Annotated in this window: 18 protein-coding genes; 8 read left to right on the top strand and 10 right to left on the bottom strand. The window is 47.6% G+C overall.

The genetic code is table 11. The features are described from left to right. Positions 1-50 precede the first annotated feature (50 nt). Complete coding sequence (locus tag WFP70_RS18175) at positions 51-1,049, top strand: extradiol dioxygenase (protein WP_058959231.1); 999 nt, start codon at positions 51-53, stop codon at positions 1,047-1,049. A 492-nt stretch (positions 1,050-1,541) separates the two neighbouring features. Then, positions 1,542-3,650: a ferric-rhodotorulic acid/ferric-coprogen receptor FhuE gene (fhuE, locus tag WFP70_RS18170; RefSeq protein WP_337023996.1), complete on the top strand. Its 2,109-nt coding sequence runs from the start codon at positions 1,542-1,544 to the stop codon at positions 3,648-3,650. Positions 3,651-4,001: 351 nt separating this feature from the next. On the opposite strand, the gene WFP70_RS18165 is transcribed toward fhuE, so the two are convergent. After that, positions 4,002-4,778 carry an AraC family transcriptional regulator gene (locus WFP70_RS18165; protein ID WP_058959233.1) on the bottom strand — a complete coding sequence of 259 codons (777 nt, stop codon included), beginning with the start codon at positions 4,776-4,778 and terminating at the stop codon, positions 4,002-4,004. 103 nt (positions 4,779-4,881) lie between these two features. On the opposite strand from WFP70_RS18165, the gene WFP70_RS18160 reads away from it, so the two are divergent. After that, positions 4,882-6,072 carry an MFS transporter gene (locus WFP70_RS18160; protein WP_058959234.1) on the top strand — a complete coding sequence of 397 codons (1,191 nt, stop codon included), beginning with the start codon at positions 4,882-4,884 and terminating at the stop codon, positions 6,070-6,072. A gap of 155 nt (positions 6,073-6,227) precedes the next feature. Here the strand turns inward: WFP70_RS18160 and WFP70_RS18155 are convergent, their stop codons facing one another. From WFP70_RS18155 to WFP70_RS18140, 4 genes are all read right to left on the bottom strand, one after another. After that, positions 6,228-7,433, bottom strand: a complete 1,206-nt coding sequence (locus WFP70_RS18155) for an MFS transporter (protein ID WP_058959235.1) — start codon at positions 7,431-7,433, stop codon at positions 6,228-6,230. A gap of 4 nt (positions 7,434-7,437) precedes the next feature. Then, positions 7,438-8,466: an alcohol dehydrogenase catalytic domain-containing protein gene (locus tag WFP70_RS18150; RefSeq protein WP_337023995.1), complete on the bottom strand. Its 1,029-nt coding sequence runs from the start codon at positions 8,464-8,466 to the stop codon at positions 7,438-7,440. Positions 8,467-8,607: 141 nt separating this feature from the next. Next, positions 8,608-9,090: an OsmC family protein gene (locus WFP70_RS18145; RefSeq protein WP_058959237.1), complete on the bottom strand. Its 483-nt coding sequence runs from the start codon at positions 9,088-9,090 to the stop codon at positions 8,608-8,610. A gap of 45 nt (positions 9,091-9,135) precedes the next feature. Further along, positions 9,136-9,912: an SDR family NAD(P)-dependent oxidoreductase gene (locus tag WFP70_RS18140; RefSeq protein ID WP_058959238.1), complete on the bottom strand. Its 777-nt coding sequence runs from the start codon at positions 9,910-9,912 to the stop codon at positions 9,136-9,138. A 176-nt stretch (positions 9,913-10,088) separates the two neighbouring features. Here WFP70_RS18140 and WFP70_RS18135 point away from each other — a divergent pair, with 176 nt between their 5' ends. The 4 genes from WFP70_RS18135 to WFP70_RS18120 all read left to right on the top strand — a co-directional run bounded on the left by WFP70_RS18135 (position 10,089) and on the right by WFP70_RS18120 (position 13,403). Continuing rightward, the gene (locus WFP70_RS18135) at positions 10,089-11,003 is read left to right on the top strand and encodes a LysR substrate-binding domain-containing protein (protein ID WP_058959239.1); all 915 of its coding nucleotides are present in this window, start codon (positions 10,089-10,091) and stop codon (positions 11,001-11,003) included. A 239-nt stretch (positions 11,004-11,242) separates the two neighbouring features. Then, a complete protein-coding gene (locus tag WFP70_RS18130; protein WP_058959240.1) occupies positions 11,243-11,587 on the top strand; it encodes a carboxymuconolactone decarboxylase family protein in 345 nt (114 codons plus the stop codon). A gap of 41 nt (positions 11,588-11,628) precedes the next feature. Then, positions 11,629-12,312, top strand: a complete 684-nt coding sequence (locus tag WFP70_RS18125) for a cupin domain-containing protein (protein WP_082678093.1) — start codon at positions 11,629-11,631, stop codon at positions 12,310-12,312. Next, the gene (locus WFP70_RS18120; RefSeq protein WP_058959241.1) at positions 12,309-13,403 is read left to right on the top strand and encodes a flavin monoamine oxidase family protein; all 1,095 of its coding nucleotides are present in this window, start codon (positions 12,309-12,311) and stop codon (positions 13,401-13,403) included. The genes WFP70_RS18125 and WFP70_RS18120 overlap by 4 nt, the downstream gene beginning before the upstream one ends. A 423-nt stretch (positions 13,404-13,826) precedes the next feature. Here WFP70_RS18120 and WFP70_RS18115 read toward each other — a convergent pair whose 3' ends face one another. The 4 genes from WFP70_RS18115 to WFP70_RS18100 form a co-directional block, all read right to left on the bottom strand. Further along, the gene (locus tag WFP70_RS18115) at positions 13,827-14,831 is read right to left on the bottom strand and encodes a tyrosine-type recombinase/integrase (protein WP_058959242.1); all 1,005 of its coding nucleotides are present in this window, start codon (positions 14,829-14,831) and stop codon (positions 13,827-13,829) included. Between the two features lie 76 nt (positions 14,832-14,907). After that, positions 14,908-16,392: a TraI domain-containing protein gene (locus tag WFP70_RS18110; RefSeq protein WP_337023994.1), complete on the bottom strand. Its 1,485-nt coding sequence runs from the start codon at positions 16,390-16,392 to the stop codon at positions 14,908-14,910. A gap of 131 nt (positions 16,393-16,523) precedes the next feature. Then, positions 16,524-17,507 (bottom strand): ArdC family protein, encoded by a 984-nt coding sequence (locus WFP70_RS18105; protein WP_058959244.1) that lies wholly within the window; start codon positions 17,505-17,507, stop codon positions 16,524-16,526. 81 nt (positions 17,508-17,588) lie between these two features. Continuing rightward, on the bottom strand, positions 17,589-18,092 hold the full coding sequence (locus WFP70_RS18100) for a hypothetical protein (protein ID WP_058959245.1): 504 nt from the start codon (positions 18,090-18,092) through the stop codon (positions 17,589-17,591). A gap of 246 nt (positions 18,093-18,338) precedes the next feature. Between WFP70_RS18100 and WFP70_RS18095 the strand changes: the two genes are divergently transcribed. Continuing rightward, positions 18,339-19,097, top strand: a complete 759-nt coding sequence (locus WFP70_RS18095; RefSeq protein WP_337023993.1) for a putative phage abortive infection protein — start codon at positions 18,339-18,341, stop codon at positions 19,095-19,097. Here the strand turns inward: WFP70_RS18095 and WFP70_RS18090 are convergent. Continuing rightward, the gene (locus tag WFP70_RS18090) at positions 19,092-19,979 is read right to left on the bottom strand and encodes an integrase domain-containing protein (protein ID WP_337023992.1); all 888 of its coding nucleotides are present in this window, start codon (positions 19,977-19,979) and stop codon (positions 19,092-19,094) included. The two genes, WFP70_RS18095 and WFP70_RS18090, sit on opposite strands and share 6 nt — an antisense overlap. Between the last annotated feature and the right edge of the window lie 70 nt (positions 19,980-20,049).

Below are 20,049 nucleotides of genomic sequence, written 5' to 3'. Positions count from 1 at the left end.
CCGACGTTCATTTCCGATAGCGGAAAACACTAAATTATTGAGGTAACAAAATGGCTAAGATTGTTAGTGCTATCAGCATGTCCCATGTACCAGGTGCTCTAGGCTGGGCAGATGCTCCATCTGTTGAACAACGCCAAAGACTCGCAGATATTCATGGCCGTTTAAAAAAATGCATCGATGATACTAAACCTAATCTCATCATCGCCTTTCTTGATGACCATTTCGAAAACAACTTCCGTAATTTAATGCCAACGTTGGCTGTGCCAATTAGTGATGCCAACATTGGTCCAGCCGAATATATGATGGAAGCTTTAAAGTTTGATAAGCAGCATAGTATTGCCAGTAACGCAGAAATAGCAACGACACTGCTCGAAAAGCTTATCCATGGCGGTTTTGAAGCAACACGGATGGGTGCCATTGAGTATGGTAACAATCTCATGATGCCACTTCATTTTATTAATCCTGAGTTCAATATTCCCGTCGTACCAGTCTATATCAATGTGTTCTCACCTCCGCTGATGCCTTATTCACGTGCTTATGACCTGGGCCTTAAAGTCCGTGAGATAGTTGACTCGCTGCCAGATGACTACCATGTTCATTTCCTGGCAACAGGTGGATTGTCGCACTGGCCGCCAGTTTGGACTGAAGGCGCACCGGAAGATGACGAACTGCTGCAACGCATGAAAGTCTATCAAACCATCGGTAAAGAAGCCCTGGTCAACGATCCTTCTCTTTATACTGATTTTGCGCAGTATGAAATCGATATGATGAGCAAAATGGAATGGCCACTCGGCAAAAGTCACCCACTTGTCAATGAAGAGTGGGACCGGGAAATGCTTGAGCGTTTTGAAGCTGGTGATGTTGAATACATGCGTGCTTTGACCTACGCAGAGGTGGAAGAACGCGGTGGTCATGGAGGACACGAAGCACTCAATTGGGTTGCACTAATGGGAGCAATGAAAGGCGCGCGACCAGATTATGTGGCGTATGAATCCGTGCCTGAATGGATCACCGGAATGAGCTACCTATCTTATCCGGGACAGAGTTAATTGAATGGGTGCAGCGCGTTATTTCTACTATGACGCTCTGCACCATACGTCTGAAATCATTAATCACTAATGAGGAAGATGAAGTACCAAATTAAGCTGTACGATGAATGCACGTGCGACGTCCTTCACTTCAATTACCTATTTGTCGGGTACAAGTGTGCCCCAAAAAACAACACCTCTTGCATGAACCTTCAGTCATTTCTCAGCTTCAGGCTGCTGATTTGTCGCGTTATCGATATAGTTTGTCGATAACGCGACATCAGGAATCGCTTCCAATCAATAGATTATGGGAATGATTATCATTTGTTTTTAAGCAAAAAGTGTGCTCCAGAGCGCACCTGAAATTTAATTGAGAATGAATAAATATTTATATTGCAGCCATGCAAAAACTAAATATTAATTAAATTATATGTAGGTGATGCTTTAGTTAAATATCACATTTAAGAATGTGCAAAATATTTATGCTTGCTATAAATCAAAAGGAATTTAGCGTTGAGAAGAATAATAGCTATAAATTGTAATTTAATCAAAGCCTCGTGTGTATTAAGCCTGATTTCATTTGGCTCCTATACTTATGCGGAAAATAGTAACGATACTTTAACTGTTACTGGAGAATCTTCGGGAAACTACACGGTTGACAAGTATACGGCCGCAACAAAACTGGATTTATCCATTAAAGAAACGCCACAATCAGTTTCAATTATAACACCTGCACGTATACAAGATCAGAACATGCAATCAATTGGTGATGCCCTTAAAAATACGACAGGAATATCTGAAAGCAGTTATGATTCTGAACGTTATACTTACTGGTCGCGTGGATATCGTATTGATAATCTTTCCTATGATGGATTGCCTACTACAACAGGCTCAATAAGTTCATATCTCGATACAAATATGGACCTATCCATTTATGATCGTGTGGAAGTTGTCAGAGGAGCAAATGGCTTGCTTACAGGCACGGGAAACCCTTCCGCAACTGTGAATATGGTAAGAAAACATGCTGTAAGCAGAGAGTTTACTGGCTCAGTAAGTGCAGGTGTCGGATCATGGAATCAATATCGCACTACCTTAGATGTCAGCACTCCATTATCTGAAGATGGCGATATTCGGGGGCGTTTCATCACAACCCTCCAGGATGCAGACTCACAATTAGATAGATACAGTAAAAAAAATCAGCTTTTTTACGGTGTGATCGATGCCAATTTGGGTACGAATACTGTACTGAGTATCGGATATGATTATCAGAAATCTAAGCCAAGTGCCTCGACATGGGGAGGATGGTCCTACCTTGATTCTGCCGGGAATCGTATAAGTTGGCCTCGATCATTTAACACCGCCCCTAACTGGACGCATTGGACAGCTACCAATAATCGCGTTTTTATTACTCTTGATCACTTTTTAGATAATGGATGGGAATTCAAGGTAAACAGCTCTTACTCAGAAACTAAAGCGGATGAGAAACTCGCGTCGTTTAGTGATTCGCCCGATGCTTCAACAGGAAACGTAACTTATACTTCAGCCAAATATCTCTCTTCTCGTAGAGTTTATTCTGCTGATGCATATGCTAAGGGCCCGTTTGAGCTTTTTGGCAGAGAGCACGAATTAGTTATTGGGACTAGCGCTAGTCGTCAAAGAAATCACTCATACGGAACCGATAGAAAAAAATTCACTGTTGAAAATATCTATTCATTTAATGGTGATGTCGCTGAGCCTGATTGGGGACCCTACAACGATGAGGGTACTGAGAGTATTTATCAGCGCAGCCTGTATGCAACAAGCAGATTAAACCTTACGGATCAGGCCAAGCTTATTTTAGGTGGACGTTTCACTGACTGGAGAACAACGGGCTCTGATAGTACTACGCAAAGTAAGGTAACACCTTACGCGGGCATCGTTTATGATATCAACGATTATTATTCGCTATATACCAGCTATTCTGGAATTTTTAGCCCTCAGACATATCGTAATCAAGATGGCTCATATTTGAAGCCGTTGGATGGCAAAAACTATGAAGCAGGAGTTAAAGCGTCAACGCTGGACGATAAATTCACTTCATCATTCACCATATTCCGCACTGAACAATCTAACATTGCCGTTGCTGATGGTTCGAATTATGTGAATAACTCTTCTGATCAGGCTTATGTTGCATCTAATAAAGCCATTAGCAAAGGATTCGAAATTGAGACTAACGGTACCCTGATGCCAGGATGGGATGTTAGTTTAGGTTTTACACGTTACGTCATGGACACCGCCGACAACAGCAGCATCAATACGCAGTTACCTCGCACAACGGTTAAAGCTTTTACCTCGTTTAAACCGGTTATCTTTAACAACCGACTTAGCGTAGGTGGTGGTCTGAGATGGCAGAACAGAACTTATACTGACATCAGCTACAACGATGAAGATGTCCGCATTAACCAGGGGTCATACTCATTAGTAGATTTATACGCTCGTTACGACATTAGCGATGCACTAACTGCGCAAGTTAATATTGCCAATTTGTTTGATAAACAATATTACAGCGTCCTGGGTTTTTATGATCAGGGAGCGTATGGTACAGGAAGGTCGATCTTTGCATCTCTGACTTATAAGTTTTAAATATATAATAAATATCACCCACAAGCATTTTTGCGGGTGATATTGAATTTTTTTGTGTTAATTAAAGACAGAAGGTAAATTTGTTAATGGTATTATACCTTCATCGGCAGCATCAGTCAGCATAGTTACTTTTCGTCGAGCCAACGAAAATACATGAATGCAGTCACCCAATGGCTTATAGTATTTAGTGTAAGGTTTATTGGCTCATTCTCATTAGACGCTCTTCTCATCTATTTTGGTTAGCAGACGATGCTCATAGGCTCATTCATCCGAGTGTCATTTTTGCTATTAACGCTCGTAAAATCGCGTGATGGTATGAGGGTGTTTTATAACAGACGAGGATAAAATCGTTCATTGAAAGTATTTACCTGGCGACTTTCCTGTGAATTTCTTAAACATAGTGATAAATGCATTAACCGAATCATAACCTAATTGGCCAGCTACATTTTGGACCGACTCTCCTGAGGCAAGTTGTCTCAATGCAATTACCAGATGAAGTTGCTGGCGCCATTTACCAAATGTCAGGCCTGTTTCCTTTACTATTAACCTTGCAAGTGTTCTGTGGCTCATTGCAAGCGTGCTACTCCAAGCAGAAAGCGTGCGACGGTCATCGGGATTATCCGCGAGGGTTTTTAACATTTTATACAGCCTTGGATCATCAGAAATGGGCAGGCAAAAATTCTCCTGAGGCATTGTAGCGAGTTCTTCCAGAAGAATTGAAGCTTTGCGATAAGTTAAGCTATTTTCTGAATATTCTGAGAATTGATCTGTAATATCTAAAATAAGTTCACGCACAAGTGGGGAAATTGCAATTGTGCAGCATTTATCGGGCAAAGTTGATGATTCTGGCCTGATGTATAACATGCATAATTTAGCTTCAGAAGTCGTGCTTATACTGTGAGGAGTATTGGAGGGGATCCAAACGCCACATTGTGGCGGAACGACCCATAACTCGTGAGCAACTTCACATGACACCGCTCCTTTTAAGGATATGACAAGCTGCCCCTGAGGATGTTTATGTAAAGGAAATCCCTCTTTATCAGAAGCTTGGATTTTCATGCCAGCTACAGGACCGAAAGTCTCCGCTTCATCGAAATTCCATTCCAGCGGCATAATTGGAGGGATCATGAACAATATTGTCCTTTTTTAGGTATAAGTAGTCATAATATCTATATCCTACGAATATCCAAAAAGCTATCTTTAGTTTTCAAACTTGGAAATGAGACCAATCATGAAAACCAAATTAGATGTCCCGTCAGGCATGGTACATCCTGTATTGCTTACGGCTGTAATCCTTGTAATTGCTACAACATTACGTGCACCTATATTAGGTGTAGGACCTTTGATTCAAACATTACAGTCGGAATTTAATCTCACTACAACAATGGCTGGCTTTTTAACAACGTTACCATTAGTAGCATTAGGGCTGATTGCTCCGTTTGCTGGAAACCTTGCCAGAGTATTTGGATTTGAAAAAACTATATTTTTTGCACTCTTAATCATGGTGTCAGGGATTATTCTTCGCTCTATGGGGCAGGAGTGGCAGCTTTATAGCGGTACGTTACTTATAGGCGTTAGCATTGCCGTTGGTAACGTTCTGCTCCCTGGGATGGTAAAGCGCGATTTTTCAGATAAAGTTGCCAGTATAACGGGTAAGTATGGGGTGGCGATCGGGGTTTCTGCTGCTGTGACTTCAGCAACTGCAATACCTTTAATGAACAGATTCGGGTGGCAAGTAGCTCTGGCGTGCACATTAATTTTTCCTGTTCTGGGCTTAGCACTGCTGTATAGCAGACTGAATAAATCTGGTAAGCAGGCTGGCGCCGTGGCTACGCCGATGAAGAAAGGAAAAAGCGTTTGGAGTTCATGGCTGGCCTGGCAGGTCACTATATTTATGTCCCTCAACTCAATAATATTTTACGCAATTGTGACCTGGCTCCCCTCCGTTTTAACCGATGCGGGAAATTCTAAAGAAACTGCAGGATCAATCCATGGTTTCATGCAGTGCGCTTCGATAGTGCCGGGTCTGATACTGGGATCAATAGTTGCCATAAGAAAAGATCAGAAATTTATTACAGCTGTATTATGCCTCTTCCAGTGCGTAGCGCTGCTTGGATTCGCTTTAATTCCTGATCTTTCTTATGCATGGGCATTTATGTTTGGTATGGGGAGTGGGGGAGCTCTTATACTGTCCCTGATGTTTATCGGACTGAGAAGTACCAACCCTCAGCAGGCTGCTTCACTGTCTGGCATGGCCCAATGTGTCAACTTTTTAATTGGTGCTTTCGGCCCTGCTGTTGCGGGCAGAATACATACATTAACCGGGAACTGGTCAGAAGTCCTGTATATTGGGGTGCTTCTTTCTGTAATTATGATTATTTTTGGTGTCTGTGCAGGAAGAAATTTAAAAATACAATCCTGATTAATTAATCATCTTACTGGGGAAGCTTCTTGCCTCCTTTAATGTGGGTAAAATGAACAAGAGACAAGTATGCCCAAAGTCATGCTTCTGGACTTTGGGCTTTAGATACCTTTTACATCAACATAACTTGCTTCCAGGCAGCAGATAAAACTGCCTCAGAAGCTGGATTTATTCTGCCGTTTTGCCCGCAACTCGTTAACAATAGCTAAAAATGCTAGCCCGATGGGAATTAAGGATCCCCACAGCACGGCGTTCCAGCCGTAAAGACTGAGCAGAGCACCTGAAGAAAATGATCCAACGATCATCACCCCAAACACCACAAAATCGTTCAGGGACTGGACCTGGGTTTTCTCATCGGGACTGTGATATTCAATGATCTTCGCCGATGCGCCGGTGAAGCCAAAATTCCAGCCCAGACCCAGCAGAATCAGCGAAAGCCAGTAGTGGAAAATATCGGTTCCACCGAGACCGGCCAGGACTGAGCTTGCAGTAATAAGCAGACCCGCAGCGGCGACACGCATGGCGCCAAAGCGGTTGATTAATTTGCCGGTGAAAAAGCCCGGACCGTACATGGCAATAACATGCCACTGGATGCCGAGATTGGACGCCTGCTGAGAAATGCCGTGCATATGCATCGAGAGTGGTGCTGCCGTCATCAGGAAGTTCATCACCATATAGGTTACCGCACCGCTGAACACTGTTCTGGCAAATCCAGGCTGACGAACAATTTCGCGTAAAGGCCGTCCACCCGTTTTTATCGCACCGACCGGTTCCGCAGTTTTGACGCCTTTGAGTATGAATGCCGAAATGACGGCTACGATAGCCTGAGCGAGAAATGTGACGGCGAAGGTATGAGGCGACCAGAGGTGCATCGTTCCTGAAACCAGCATAGGACCAACCACACCAGCAATTACTCCGCCCCCCATAACCAGCGACAGAGCCCGGGCGCGGCGTTCGGGCGTGACGCCATCCGTAGCGGCAAAACGAAAGCTGAGCGCAACGGCTGCATATGCACCACCCAAAAATGCAGCAATGCAAAATAACAGGAATGAGCCAACGACGACGGCGAGGGCAGCAGCCAGGCCGGTAATAACGCCCGCTCCGGTGCCGACCATGAATGCGGCCTTACGATCCTTCTTTCGCGCCAGTGCGCCTAATGGCAGGATGCAGGCCGCCATTCCTATAACAAACATGGTGATGGGCAACGTTGCCAGCGCGCCGCTGGGAGCAATAGTGTTGCCGACAATGGCGCCCGTGGCGTAGAAGACCACCGAGTTAGCGCCAGCGAGAGCCTGAGCGGCCGATAGACGAATAATATTATTTTTCTGCTCTGCTACAGGCAGGAAATGTTCTGCGGACATGTGATTAATTATCCTGATTCATGGTGAGTACTATCCGGTAGCGGACCTGACCCATCCTGAGTCTGTTGAGAGCCTCATTTGCACGCTCAAAGGTCAGCGGTTCTGTAACGGGTAAAGCCTGAAAGAGGTGGCTGAACTGCAGTGCGCGCTCAGTCTGCACTGGTGTGCTGACGAAGGATCCTGTCAGGGTACGTTCAGCGCCGATCATCATACCAGGCGTGATCTGCAGCGGCGTTTGTCCGGTACCCAGCAGTATCGCTTTTCCCCTTGGGGCCAGGGCGGACAGGAGGGTTGAAACCGTCTCTGAAGCCGGTGCCGTTGCCACAATAAAATCCACACCCCCGTTGTTTTTCAGGCGCTCTGGTGCGTTTTCCTCGAGTGCATCAATGTAGTGATGCGCACCCAGCTCAAAGGCCGCTCGCTCTTTTTCACTCCCCCGCGCAATCACAGTCACCTCCAAACCCATTTTACAGGCGTACTGAACGGCCATGTGGCCAAGCCCCCCCATTCCGAGAACCACCACCCGGTCGCCTGCCCTGGCGCCAGAATTACGCAGCGCGTTGAAAGTAGCGGTACCGGCGCAAAGGATGGGTGCGGCATGCACGGAAGAGAGCGCTGAGGGTATGGCTATCAGCGCGGTATGGCGCATGACAACGTACTCTGCGTAGCCGCCATCGCAGCTGAGACCCGGCGTCAGTTGGTTTTCACAGAGATGAAACAGTCCGCTGCGGCAGGGCCTGCAGTGCTGACAGTACCCGCCCAGTCGCCCGATTCCTACCCGCTGACCGGTTTGCCAGATATCGGGCACGCTGTCCCCCTTCCGGGCAATAAATCCGACGATTTCATGACCCGGTATACGGCCCGGCTGGCCCTCCTGCGGCGCTTTTTCCGCGTCCCGGAGATCGGCACCGCATACTCCGCACGCTTCAATCCTGATGAGCACCTCATCCGGACCGGGAGCGGGTATCGGCCGCTCTGTCATTTCCAGCACTCCGGGAGCAACGATCTGCATAGCGCGATATTTTTTGTTCATTAATTGCACCGTTAATAATGGGGATTATCAGATGGCGAGGACGACAAGAAAACGAGACACGCCTGTTACAGGCGACAACGGTTGCAACGGGTTCCACTGTCTCTTTATCACCAGACAGATGTGCAGAACGCTCCAGCCGCGTCAGCACTGTACTAAGTCACCTTCGATCAGCATATTCTGGGCCAGTAACCACCGGTTCAGGGAAGCGTTAATCACTCGCTGATGAATCCCTTCAAGCTGATGTACCGTGCCGTCACCGCTTACGTGGATGACATACTTAAGCCTGCCGGAAGCATCCTCCGCAGCTCTGCCGCCGAATGCCGGTATACTCTTCGGAAGGTGCCCGTCAGTGTGTATTGCAAGATGGGTAAGGACGAAACCCTCAGCTCTGGCTTCCTGAATAAAAGAAGCCATCATGCAGGCATTAAACGCAGCAAGGATTAGCTCCTGAGGGTCAGGAGCCAGCCCTTCGCCACCCAGCGAAACCGGTTCATCGGAATCGATAACGTGACTTTGCAGTGCAGGCGGATCGTTGTCTGAGGAAAGGCACTGGCAGAGCGTCCGGCTGGCCATGCCACCCTGCCAGGTGGAGACAAGGTCATAATGCGCAGTCTGGATTTGCATAATTACTCCAGTGCCGCACGCGGGTAAGCGCGTGCGGCATGGTCATCAGGCGTTACGGCCAGCCATCACGCCGCCATCGATATCCCAGATAGCACCGGTGACCCAGCCAGTTTTGTCAGAAAGCAGGAAGGCAACGGTTTCAGCGATATCGACCTGCGTACCCACGCGACCGATCGGGTGGAAGCTGTCAAAGCTATTCATCACATTCTTCACATCGTCTTTTGGAATGAAGCCTTCGTAAATTGGTGTGTGTACGACGGCCGGAGAAACCGCATTAACACGAATGCCGTTTCCGCCGAGCTCAATGGCCAGGTTTTTAGTCAACGCGTGCAGACCGGCTTTAGCCATCGAATATGCAGCAGAAGGAGTAGCACCAATAGCCTGCTGGGCCCACATTGAACCGATATTGACGATTGAACCTTTGATACCGCCCTCGACCATATTGCGTACCACGTCGCGGGTAATGAAGAAGGTCGCGCGGTTAATGTCCATATACATGTCGTAGTCGGACATCTCATTGTCGACGAAAGGTTTAGGGAAGAACACACCGGCTGCATTCACCAGCAGGCTGATATCTTTATGTTCAGCATTGATAGTATTAACAACGTGCTGCATACCTTCTTCTTTCATCAGGTCGGCAACGATGATGGAGACCTGACCATCCGCAGCCAGCGCCTGGCGGGCCTGCTCGGCTTTGTCCTGACGATTGCCAACCAGCACAACGCTTCCACCGTTTTTCAGAACCAGCTTCGCCGTTTCGAAGCCCATACCGCTTGTACCGCCGACCACTAACAGTTTTTTACCAGCAAAAGATGCGTTCATCGCTAACCTCTTTGAATTCATATGGTTGTCATTAATGAAAAGGCGTGCTCCTCATCGTGTGAAATCAGAATGCCACCCGGGCGTATGATTGACGACTGAGAAGAAATTGCGACTCAGGAAAGAAAATCTTTCTCGCTGGCGTATACTGAGGAAAATTATGAATCAGGATGCCCATAATGCGATCGCTAAACCGACTTAAATGGCTGCACGCTTTTGAAGCCACCGCCAGGCACGGCAGCTTTACCGGCGCGGCACAGGAGCTGGGCGTTACGCCCGCTGCAGTTGGCCAGCTGGTACGCTCGCTGGAAGACTGGGTAGGGCACCCGCTTCTTCACCGCACCCGCTCAGGAAAAGAGCGGCTGACGCTGGTTGACGAAGCGCAGGAGGCGCTACAGGACATCACGCAGGGACTCGACAAACTTGAAACCGGACTAAACAAGCTTCGCGGTCGCCGGTCGCGCTCGGTGGTGGTGGTGACGGCATCTCAGGTACTGGTGATGAACTGGCTGATGGATCGCCTGAACCGATTTTCAGAAGCTAACGAAAGTATCGATCTGCGGCTTAACGTCACCGAAAAACTGATGGACGTATCACACGGGGAAGCGGATATCGGTATTCGCTGCGGTCAGGGCGACTGGCCAGGCGTGAATAAAACCTGGCTGATGGATGAAGAAGCCGTGCTGGTCTGCAGCCCGCGTCTGTTGCCACCCGGGAAAATGGCCTGCAGTGAATGGCTCGCCACGCAAAAACTTATACACGATGACACGCCGCATCCGGGGGCGGATTTTCCGTCATGGGATGATGTACTGATGGCGGTCGGTGCACACGAAGCGCTGGAAAGCGGGCTGCATATTAATTCCACCTCCGCAGTCATCCTGTCGGCCTTGAGCGGCAGGGGTGTAGCTATTGTCCGGTATGCTCTGGTGAAGAACCTTATCGAAACAGGGCAGCTGGTTCAGCTGCATCCCGACCACCGGTGGCCGCTCAGATGGTCCTATTATCTGGTCACCCCGCAGCAAAAAGTCATGCGTGATGAAGTAAAAGTTTTTCATGACTGGCTTCTTCAGGATGTCGTCTTAGATCGTTCATAAACTGTCCCCCTCAGGCATTACGCCGCCTCGGCAGTCATCCCGGGCGCGTAATGGTTATTTCTCGACAAGCTACGACATAGAATTTCTTCTCTGCTCCGCAAGATTATCTGATTTGTTGATGCTGTCAGGCTTACTGATAATCGCCTTCAACGACAGTGACTACAGGCCGGTTGTTAAAACGGATGTATTTACGACGTCATGTAATTAATGATTCCTGAGACAATAAACCGGAGTTTTGAATGTTCTTAAACTGGAACGAATATCGCAGTGGTCTGCTCGCCACCATTGGTAAATTTGCCAAACTGCAGCCTGAGTTTATGAAAGGCTTTCAGCAGATGGATAAGGGTGCATCTGAAAACAAGCACCTTGACTCTAAAACTCATGAGCTTATTGCGCTGGCCGTAGCCGTGACCACCCGCTGTGACGGCTGCCTGGCCGTACACGTGGACGCTGCGGTTAAGCACGGTGCGACGCGTGAAGAGATCGCCGAAGCGCTGGCTGTTGCCATTAACCTGAACACCGGCGCAGCGCTGACGTATACCGCGCGTGCTCTGGATGTGTACGATAACCTGCCAAACAAATAGGCCTGCAGACGGCTCTTTATGGGGCCGTCTAATCACTAACTATGATGTTACTGAATTCTGATTTTTCGCAGCGTGCGATAATTACTCCGGATGATTATCAGTGGGTACCTTCACCCCAGCCCGGCGTTGAACGCATAATGCTTGACCGGATTGGTCATGAGAAGGCGCGCGCAACAAGCCTCGTCAGGTATGCGCCCGGATCCGAATTTCCTGCACACAGCCATCCCGGCGGAGAGGAGATTCTGGTGCTCGAGGGGACTTTTACCGAAAACGGCGTCGATCACCCCGCCGGCTGGTACCTGCGCAGTCCGGACGGTTCGTCTCACCAACCCTCAAGCCGCGACGGCACAACCATTTTCGTCAAGCTGCGTCAGATGTCTGCCGATGAACGCCAGCCGGTCCGGATAAATACGCAGGAGGCTGCTAACTGGCACGGTCAGCCGCAAAGACAAATCTGCTCCTTATTCTCCGGTCCTTCTGAAACCGTTCTGCTCCAGAAGCTTGCTCCGGGCGAGCGAGTCTTCTGGGCGCCGCTTGTTGGTGGTGCAGAACTCCTTCTTCTGAAAGGGCAACTTGGCGCGCCGGAAGGGTGCTATGAGGCAGGAAGCTGGCTGCGGTTTCCACCGGGCGATATGCCTGCTCTGATGGCCACCGCCTCTGGTGCACTTTTTTATCTGAAAACGGGACATCTCAGCCCGATAACCTTTACCGGAGCGACATTTTGAAGCAGAGCGTTGTTATTATTGGTGCGGGTATAAGCGGCCTTTATGCCGCCACGCTTCTTGAAAAAGCGGGCGTGGATTATGTAATACTTGAAGCCCGTGACAGAACGGGCGGCCGCGTGCTGTCAGGCCTGGAACTGGCGGGCACCTCCGCAGGTTTTCCTGTAGATATGGGGGCAGCGTGGTTCTGGCCTGATATTCAGCCGGACTTCGCGCACCTGATTGATCGGCTCAACCTTTCGACAATAGCGCATGGCCGTCCGGGTGACATGCTCTACGAACGCCAGTTGAATATTCCCCCCGAACGCTACCCGGCATGGGAGAGCTCCCCGGCGTCTTTCAGGCTGAAGGGAGGAATGCAGGCGCTGACGGCGGCACTCAAAAATCAGATCCCGGTTGAGAAGATTAAAACCGGCCATCAGGTGGTGGCTGTTTCCCGGTCCGGTAAGGAAGTGCAGGTCCATACCCGGTCAGAAGGCAGTAATAAAGCCGTGTTTTACGGTGAGCATGTTTTCCTCGCTTTGCCTCCTGCCCTGGCAGCTGAAATAGATTTCAAACCGGCGATGCCGGAACGACTGCTTTCAAACTGGCGGAAAACCCCGACATGGATGGCTCCCCATGCGAAATATGTCGCTGTATATAAAACAGACTTTTTGCATGCACGACAGCTTTCAGGGAACGCAGGGAGCCGCGTGGGGCCAATGGTTGAGATCCACGACGTATCCGAGCCAGATTCGGGTAAAATAGTGCTTTTTGGTTTTATTGGCGTACCGGCAAAATCGAGGCGGACCGTCACTGAAGCTGTGCTCAAAGGACTCTGCCGGGAGCAACTTGTGCGTTTATTTGGCCAGGATGCGGCAGAGCCTGAGGCTGAGTATATAAAAGACTGGTCGGCCGATCCGTTTACTGCAACGGAATTTGATCTCCTGCAGGAAGCCGGGCACGCAGTGCCTGAGCAACTGCCCGCCAGGGGAGAATGGACTGGCGAGATAACGGGTATTGCCAGTGAATGGTCGCCGCAGTTCTCAGGCTATCTGGCAGGCGCAATTGACTCTGCATCAAAGGGCGTTCAGCGCTGGCTACAACAGAATTAAGCCCGTCAAATGGTTTGTAGCCTTTCGAGCCGGAGTGGTAGGTTAAAAAGCGTCATTTTGGTACAGCGGGTATACGTACATCACTATAAAGTGATGATGTGTGTATTGTTCACGTTGGGAGGATTAATAACTTATGAACGTCTACCACTTAATTTTCATATACAGATTAGTAAATTGAAGTGTACTTCAAAATGGTAAATCCGCTCTGATAATGTAATAAAATGGGAGTTGGCGTTGATTTAATTGGGTTTTCGTCGAGAGCGGAATGAAATTACGAAGTAGCCAACAATACCATCCCAGGCAATGCAGTAGTATTCACGAACGATTTTTTGAGTTCAAAATGGACGACTCAGGCTATTAGTTTAATTTTTTAATCCAAAGATAAATAGGCGCATTACTTATTGTATAATGCGCCTAAAGTTTTTATCTGATTGAATGCTTGTCTAAATATAAACCCAATTCAGACTCCAGCGTTCTACATGTCACGTCCAAATTAATATCGATATATCCCATCGTCGTGGTAATACTCCTATGCCCTAACAATCCTTTAACCATCTGTAAATTTCGATCAGGTGATTTCATAAGCTCAGTCGCTAATGTATGCCTGAAACGATGGGGAGAAACAGCAAAGCCGCACTCTTTAGATAATCGTCGAAAAAATGATTTTACCGGCTGTAGTGTGGCAACCGGCGGTAGATTTTCTCTATCTTTCTCAGTACCTAAGAACCTATTAACATCAAAAATAGCGCTAATTGATTCGGCACCATTTTCAATTGCCCGCTTAATCAGTAGTTGCAGCTGAGGTTTTAATGGACCAACAATTGGAACACGCCACTCTCTGTGCGTTTTACTGCCGTCGAGGCGCAGCTCGATCCAGTTCTCTTCAAGATTAATATCCATCAACCTCACATGCATCAATTGATTTATGCGCATGCCGGTATAGCGCAAAGTGTCCAAAACTGTGGTCCAGAACCATGCCGGATGCAATGCACAGCGCTTCATCTCAGCTATTGAAAGATCAGTGTCTAAATCAACATGCTGCTGCATTAGAAGATAGACACGGGTCAGCTGCGTTTTAGATAATGTTTTTTTACGCTTGTTATCAGCCCGGACTAAAACCTCATTAAACGGGTTTTCAGTCTGAGGGATGAGGTTCGCTTTCATGGCATAATTAATGATGGCACGCATGTGAGCTACTTTGTTATTCCAGGTGACGGCAGATGAACCTTCCACATTAATAACATGCCGTCGCCATTCCTGAACATCGCGCCGAGTTATCTCACTGAGCGTTCTATCAAGCCCATAATATTTCCTAAAACCATTGACTACTTTTCGGTAACTCCACTCCGTATGGGGGCGAAGAAATTTTACGAAAAAATATTCATCCAACAACGAATCCCAGCTTGTATCGCTATCAACCTGACTCATAACCTTTCCTTCGATCAGCAATTAAAATACCACCCTTTGGGCAGCAGCTCTCCTCCATACACCTTCCAGAAAAGCGTCAGGGAACCACGAGGAACTGACTATCATCCGGCACATCAGAACTACGGATGATCATCGTGGATTTGACCAGATAGCCTTTCACACGTTTATAAGGGCCGTTACGGTCGGCACTGTTGTAGAGAGTGGCAAACGTAAAACGCTTGCCGTTGTTACGCCGATGTCGGTTAAGTCTTTCAAACCCTGCCTGAACGTTTTCACGTTCATCAGCAGACTGACCGGTTTGCTTCAGATATCGATAAAATATGCCCGGTACAAGCAGGAAAACAAAACCAGCGACCAGTTGCACGCGTGAATCTGCTTCATTGCACGCTATCGTTCCTTTTTCGAGACCCTCAACCAGCCAGGACCAAAACGCCTCGCCAATCTGTTTCTTAGAAATCTGTGAGGTGTTCTCAGGTGTGACGGGGATCGATTCTGGATCACGCCGCTGCGTTAGGTAAACTTTGTTGACGTATTTTTCATCACTTTCAGAAGATCCGTAGGCTTGGTTTTGTGCATTATCAGAATTATTCGCACTAACTTGACTACCATTCTGGATGTAAAAATTATCTATATCAGAACCATGATCGATATTTTCAGAGCTGTAGCGGCTATTTTCTATTTCAGCAGTAGCTAAATAGCCACTTTCAATAACATAACCCTGATTAATGTATTCGTCATGAGTAGTGTCGCTATACCATTCCACGGGGATTTCTGCGGGTTGATCGTTAACTTTTTCCGCATATGAATCTGACCCATTTTCCTGAACTATTTCTACGGAATGTAATTCACGTGGCACTGAATTCAGTTGCGCTTTATTCAGTAATAAATGGACCTGCTTTTCTGCGGAATTAATTCCGGCCAGTTCAAGAAACAGGCAATCTCTCACATTGGGCAGTTTTTCCATCCAATTTATCGCGCTTTTAGGCAACATTGAGGCAGCAAATGCCAGCCGGATAATGTTGTCTTTTGTTGGTAATTCGGGTTGCGGGTTCACTTTGAAGCGATATTGCATACCCGGCGCGTTCGATAGTGGATACCAGATTTGGCCATCTTCCAGTTCAGCTTCAATGCAAAGTAACTCGGGAACGTGCCGGTAAAGAGCCAGCCAAAATACGACGCAGTTCCAATGGCTGGACTGCGCGGCCTGATCTTCAGGTGCAGCACTGGCAGGAAACACCATGCCTTTCGATAACTGCAGCGTGGTAACGATTAGCTGCAGAGTGAGATCCAGTAATCCACCTTCGATATTCCAGTCCGCGATACGCACTGCAGGCAAATTTTGATAACGCTCGGCCAAAGTTTGAAGCGGTTGCAGGCAAAATTCGTCATAGGCGGATTTGGTCAGCAACGAGTTCTGCCAGATTTTTTTCAGCAGAGCCTGGCGCGATGGCGTGCCCAGCAGCAGCTGATGGTTTTGCGGTGTGAAGTAGCCTTGTCGTTTAACCGGCAACGATGGCTGAAAGGTGCTGCGTCTGAATCTATTTTGTAGTTTTGGGAACATGTTTCACCTCCAGATCGGAGGCACTATCGTTCCAGACTGCAAGTAATCACAGCTTAAAATCATTTTTGGAAAATGCGATTTAATTGCCGCTCAAAAAAAAGAAACCATCCTCAGAAGAGGATGGTTTGGTTTCAGGCTGCGTCTTCTTCAACTTGTTCGCCAAGCGGCTGAAGCAAATATTCCGATGCCTCACGAGCCTGACGACAAGCGCGGAACAGCGCTTTCTTGTCCGACTTCAATATCTTCAACCAGTGATCGATATAGCTGTCGTGCTGCACTTCGCCATACACACCAAGCTGCGCGCAGAGAAAAGCACTGCCCAATTCAGCAATCAGCTCCTCAAACGCATAGATGGGATCGCCAAACTTTCGCGTTGTCGAAGTAATGCCTTCCCGGTTCAGGCGCTTATGATGGCCGCTTGAATGCACCAGTTCATGCAGCAGAGTTGACCAGTAATCTGCGCTGGTAAAGAACTGCGACATTTTCGGCAAAACAATTCGGTCAGCTGCAGAGTTGTAATACGCGCGGTTCTGCTCAAGTGAAGTGATCTTAACGCCAGTTGCATTTAGGATTTCAATCATTTGCCCATGTGTATCGGCATCTAACTCGTCATCTTCCTGGTAGTCGAGTGCGACGGTTGGTACTGAAAAGGACTTGGGCAAATCATCACACTGCTGCACATTGAATAGCTGAATGCTACGCAACATGATGCGTTGTTCCATCACGGTTTCACCTTGTGCGTTTACACGCTTCTGGCCAGTTTTGTCTGTAGATTCGACTTCAAACGGCTTGAAGAAAACTGCGATGGTCGATTTCTCACCTTTGCGAACATGGCCGCCAAGTGCCTGAGCCTGCTTCCAAGTTAGCCAGCGGTTGGACTGAAAGCCTTGCTCCTCAGCCGACAGCCACAGCAGCATGATGTTCACGCCATTGTAGTGTCGCCGTGTCGCAGCGTTGGATGGTATAGGTGATTCTGCTGATCTCTTGCTGTCTCGCCAGGGTTTGCGCCAGGGCAAAACACCGCGTTCAATTGAAGCGACGATTCTGTCAGTCACCTGCTGGTATAGATCAACGTGATTGGTTTGGGATTTACGGGGTTTGCGTTTGGTAGGCATAAGATACTCCTCGAAAGGCGCATCTCTTCCCCTGATGGCGAAGAAATACGCCACAGGGTGGTTGGTGAAATGAAGACGAAATTATTCGTCTTGTTGTGCGATGGATTCAGGGATTGGCCACTTACCGCCTAAGTTGAGCGTTAGCCAAACCTGAACGTTGGCCCATTCATCCATCGTGCCATCTGAGTTTATGTCGTAGCATCCCGGACAGAAGCGGTGTGCTATCAGCAACGTTGCTTTGACCAAGAAATCGTATGGTCTGCATGGTTTCCAAAGGAACGTGGTTTTACAGAAACCGCAGCCCGATGAATGCTGGCCGAGGTGAAAAGTTTCATATGACGAGTCCAGGCGCTCTTCACCGTTGAACGTAATCGCCGGTTGGCCATCGAGTCCTTCAACGAGCAGTTCACTAGGTTTAAGTAACGGATATTTGCCGTCAGCAGTGCAAATGACCATTGGGTCTAAAAAACCGGGTACGTAGCGGTTTTGAGCAAGCAAAAAGACGTTGGCGACCATAGTGGTCAACAGCAGCCATTGATCGTTGGGTACAGACTTCACTTGGTGATATGAGTGAACATAGCCCATGAATAAATCCTCCAGATTGTTTGTATGGGGGATTTATCCGCTAACGGGATAGAATCCCCGTCAGGGTGGGTAATGCGAGCCTTGCGGCGATGTGATGAGAGAACCTTTACCATCGTGGATGGCACCCGCTCTAAAGGTGTGCGAGTATTGGGACCACCTTTTGGCGCTTCTTTCAGGTCCGTGAAGCTGTCGAAACTTTCTTGATATTAATTGACATGTATTACTAAAGCAAGGAAGACATACCCCATGAAAAAACATTTCCAAATATATGGTCCAAGATATTTATACATCATACTTATATTAATAGTGATACTGTATGCAATTTTTGTTTTATATAAAACAAGACCCATTGATGTTTATTCTATGGAAAGAGCTGGCATGTTTGGAGATAGCTTCGGGGTGATAACATGCCTATTTACTGCATTAGGATTTGTTGGGCTACTGATCAACCTAAGAGAGCAGTCCTCAAATAATAAGCGTCAAGTATTTGAAAATCATTTTTTTCAGATGTTAAATCATCTTAATGAAATAACTAAAGATATTAATGTTAGCGAGTACAATCCAATATTAATGCGCGATGAAGAAACTGTCGGGCGGGCAACATTTAAAACCATGAATGATGCATTGAAAGTAAAATATAAATTTAAAAAAATAGAGCTTTCTGAAGATTTATTTAATAGGGGTTATTTGAGCTCTCAGTATGAGCGATTCTGGGATGAATATGGAAGGCATCTTGGTCATTACTTTAGATGGTTGTATCACTTAATGGGGTTCGTAGATAAGTCAGAATACAACGACAAGGATTTCTATATTAAGCTCATTTGCGCTCAATTATCAAACCAAGAGTTGGTGCTACTTTTTTATAATTCTTCATTTGTGAGAGGAGATACATTTAAACCACTCTTGATTAAGTATCAAATTATGAGCAATACAGAAAAAGAAGATCTCGCTAATAGTAGCCACAGCTTACTGATACCCGAACTGAAATTTTGGAATAAACTATAAGTTATATATTTTAGCTATGTAATTACCTCTTCCGTCCCCATGTCCCAAATCCATCGAAACCATCGCCTCAGCTTCCTTCCTGCTGAGGCCGTTTTTCATATGCCACTCGGTAGCCTCTCGAGAATATGCATATCTCAAACTATGCGGTGCTTCTTTGCCCGTTAGTCCAGAATTTCTGACCACATTTCGGTATCGCTCGATCGCGCTCCTAAGCCCAGCTGTATCAACTAACTTGCCGCTATGTTCTGCCGAATACGCTACTGCTGCATTCAAGCTTTGCACCAGTTCATCGCGCTTGACGACCGTAGTATCTCTCGGTCTACCACCTTTCGTACCAAACACGACGCGCAACCGTTCATCCCCACGCGCCAGCGCCTGCTGCCACGTCTTTAGTGATTTAGCCGACTGCACCGCTTCTTCCGTTCGCAATCCGATATAACGCGCAATCTCCATCGCCAACGCGACACCTTCGTCTTTACTACGTACGAGGGCGAGCGCCTCGTGAAAGCGCTCGTCCGTAATCGCCGTCTTTGATCCGGCTCGACTGGCACCTGACAGATTGAGAGCATCGTTACTCAACTTTTCATGCTTCGGATCGGCAAGTTTAGTTCTGCCTGCAGTGGTCAGAATCGCGCGCAGCGCCGCCATTTCGTTCTGCAGCGTGCGTTTTGAGATATCATCCGCCAGACGGCTACGCACGTAATGCTCGATGTGATGGGTCTTGATATGGTTCACGTCCCTGATCTGGATATTGAGTTTCAACATCTGCTCGGCCAGCCGTGCTGCTATGCGCGAACGATCGGCAACGGTTTTAAAACTGCCGCCAGATTGTCTGGCCAACGTCACCAGCTGTTTGCTGAACTGCTTATTTCCTCGCGACATACATCCTCCAAATAAACATCTCTACCCCGACGGCACGGTTTCAGGTTGCGCTTCCTGCGTCTCAGCGGAT

Source organism: Pantoea sp. USMM079 (assembly GCF_037153115.1).
In the GTDB taxonomy this organism is placed as follows: Bacteria; Pseudomonadota; Gammaproteobacteria; order Enterobacterales; family Enterobacteriaceae; genus Pantoea; species Pantoea communis.
Note: the sequence above shows the minus strand (reverse complement) of the source record. Positions and strands in the feature narration are given on the sequence as shown.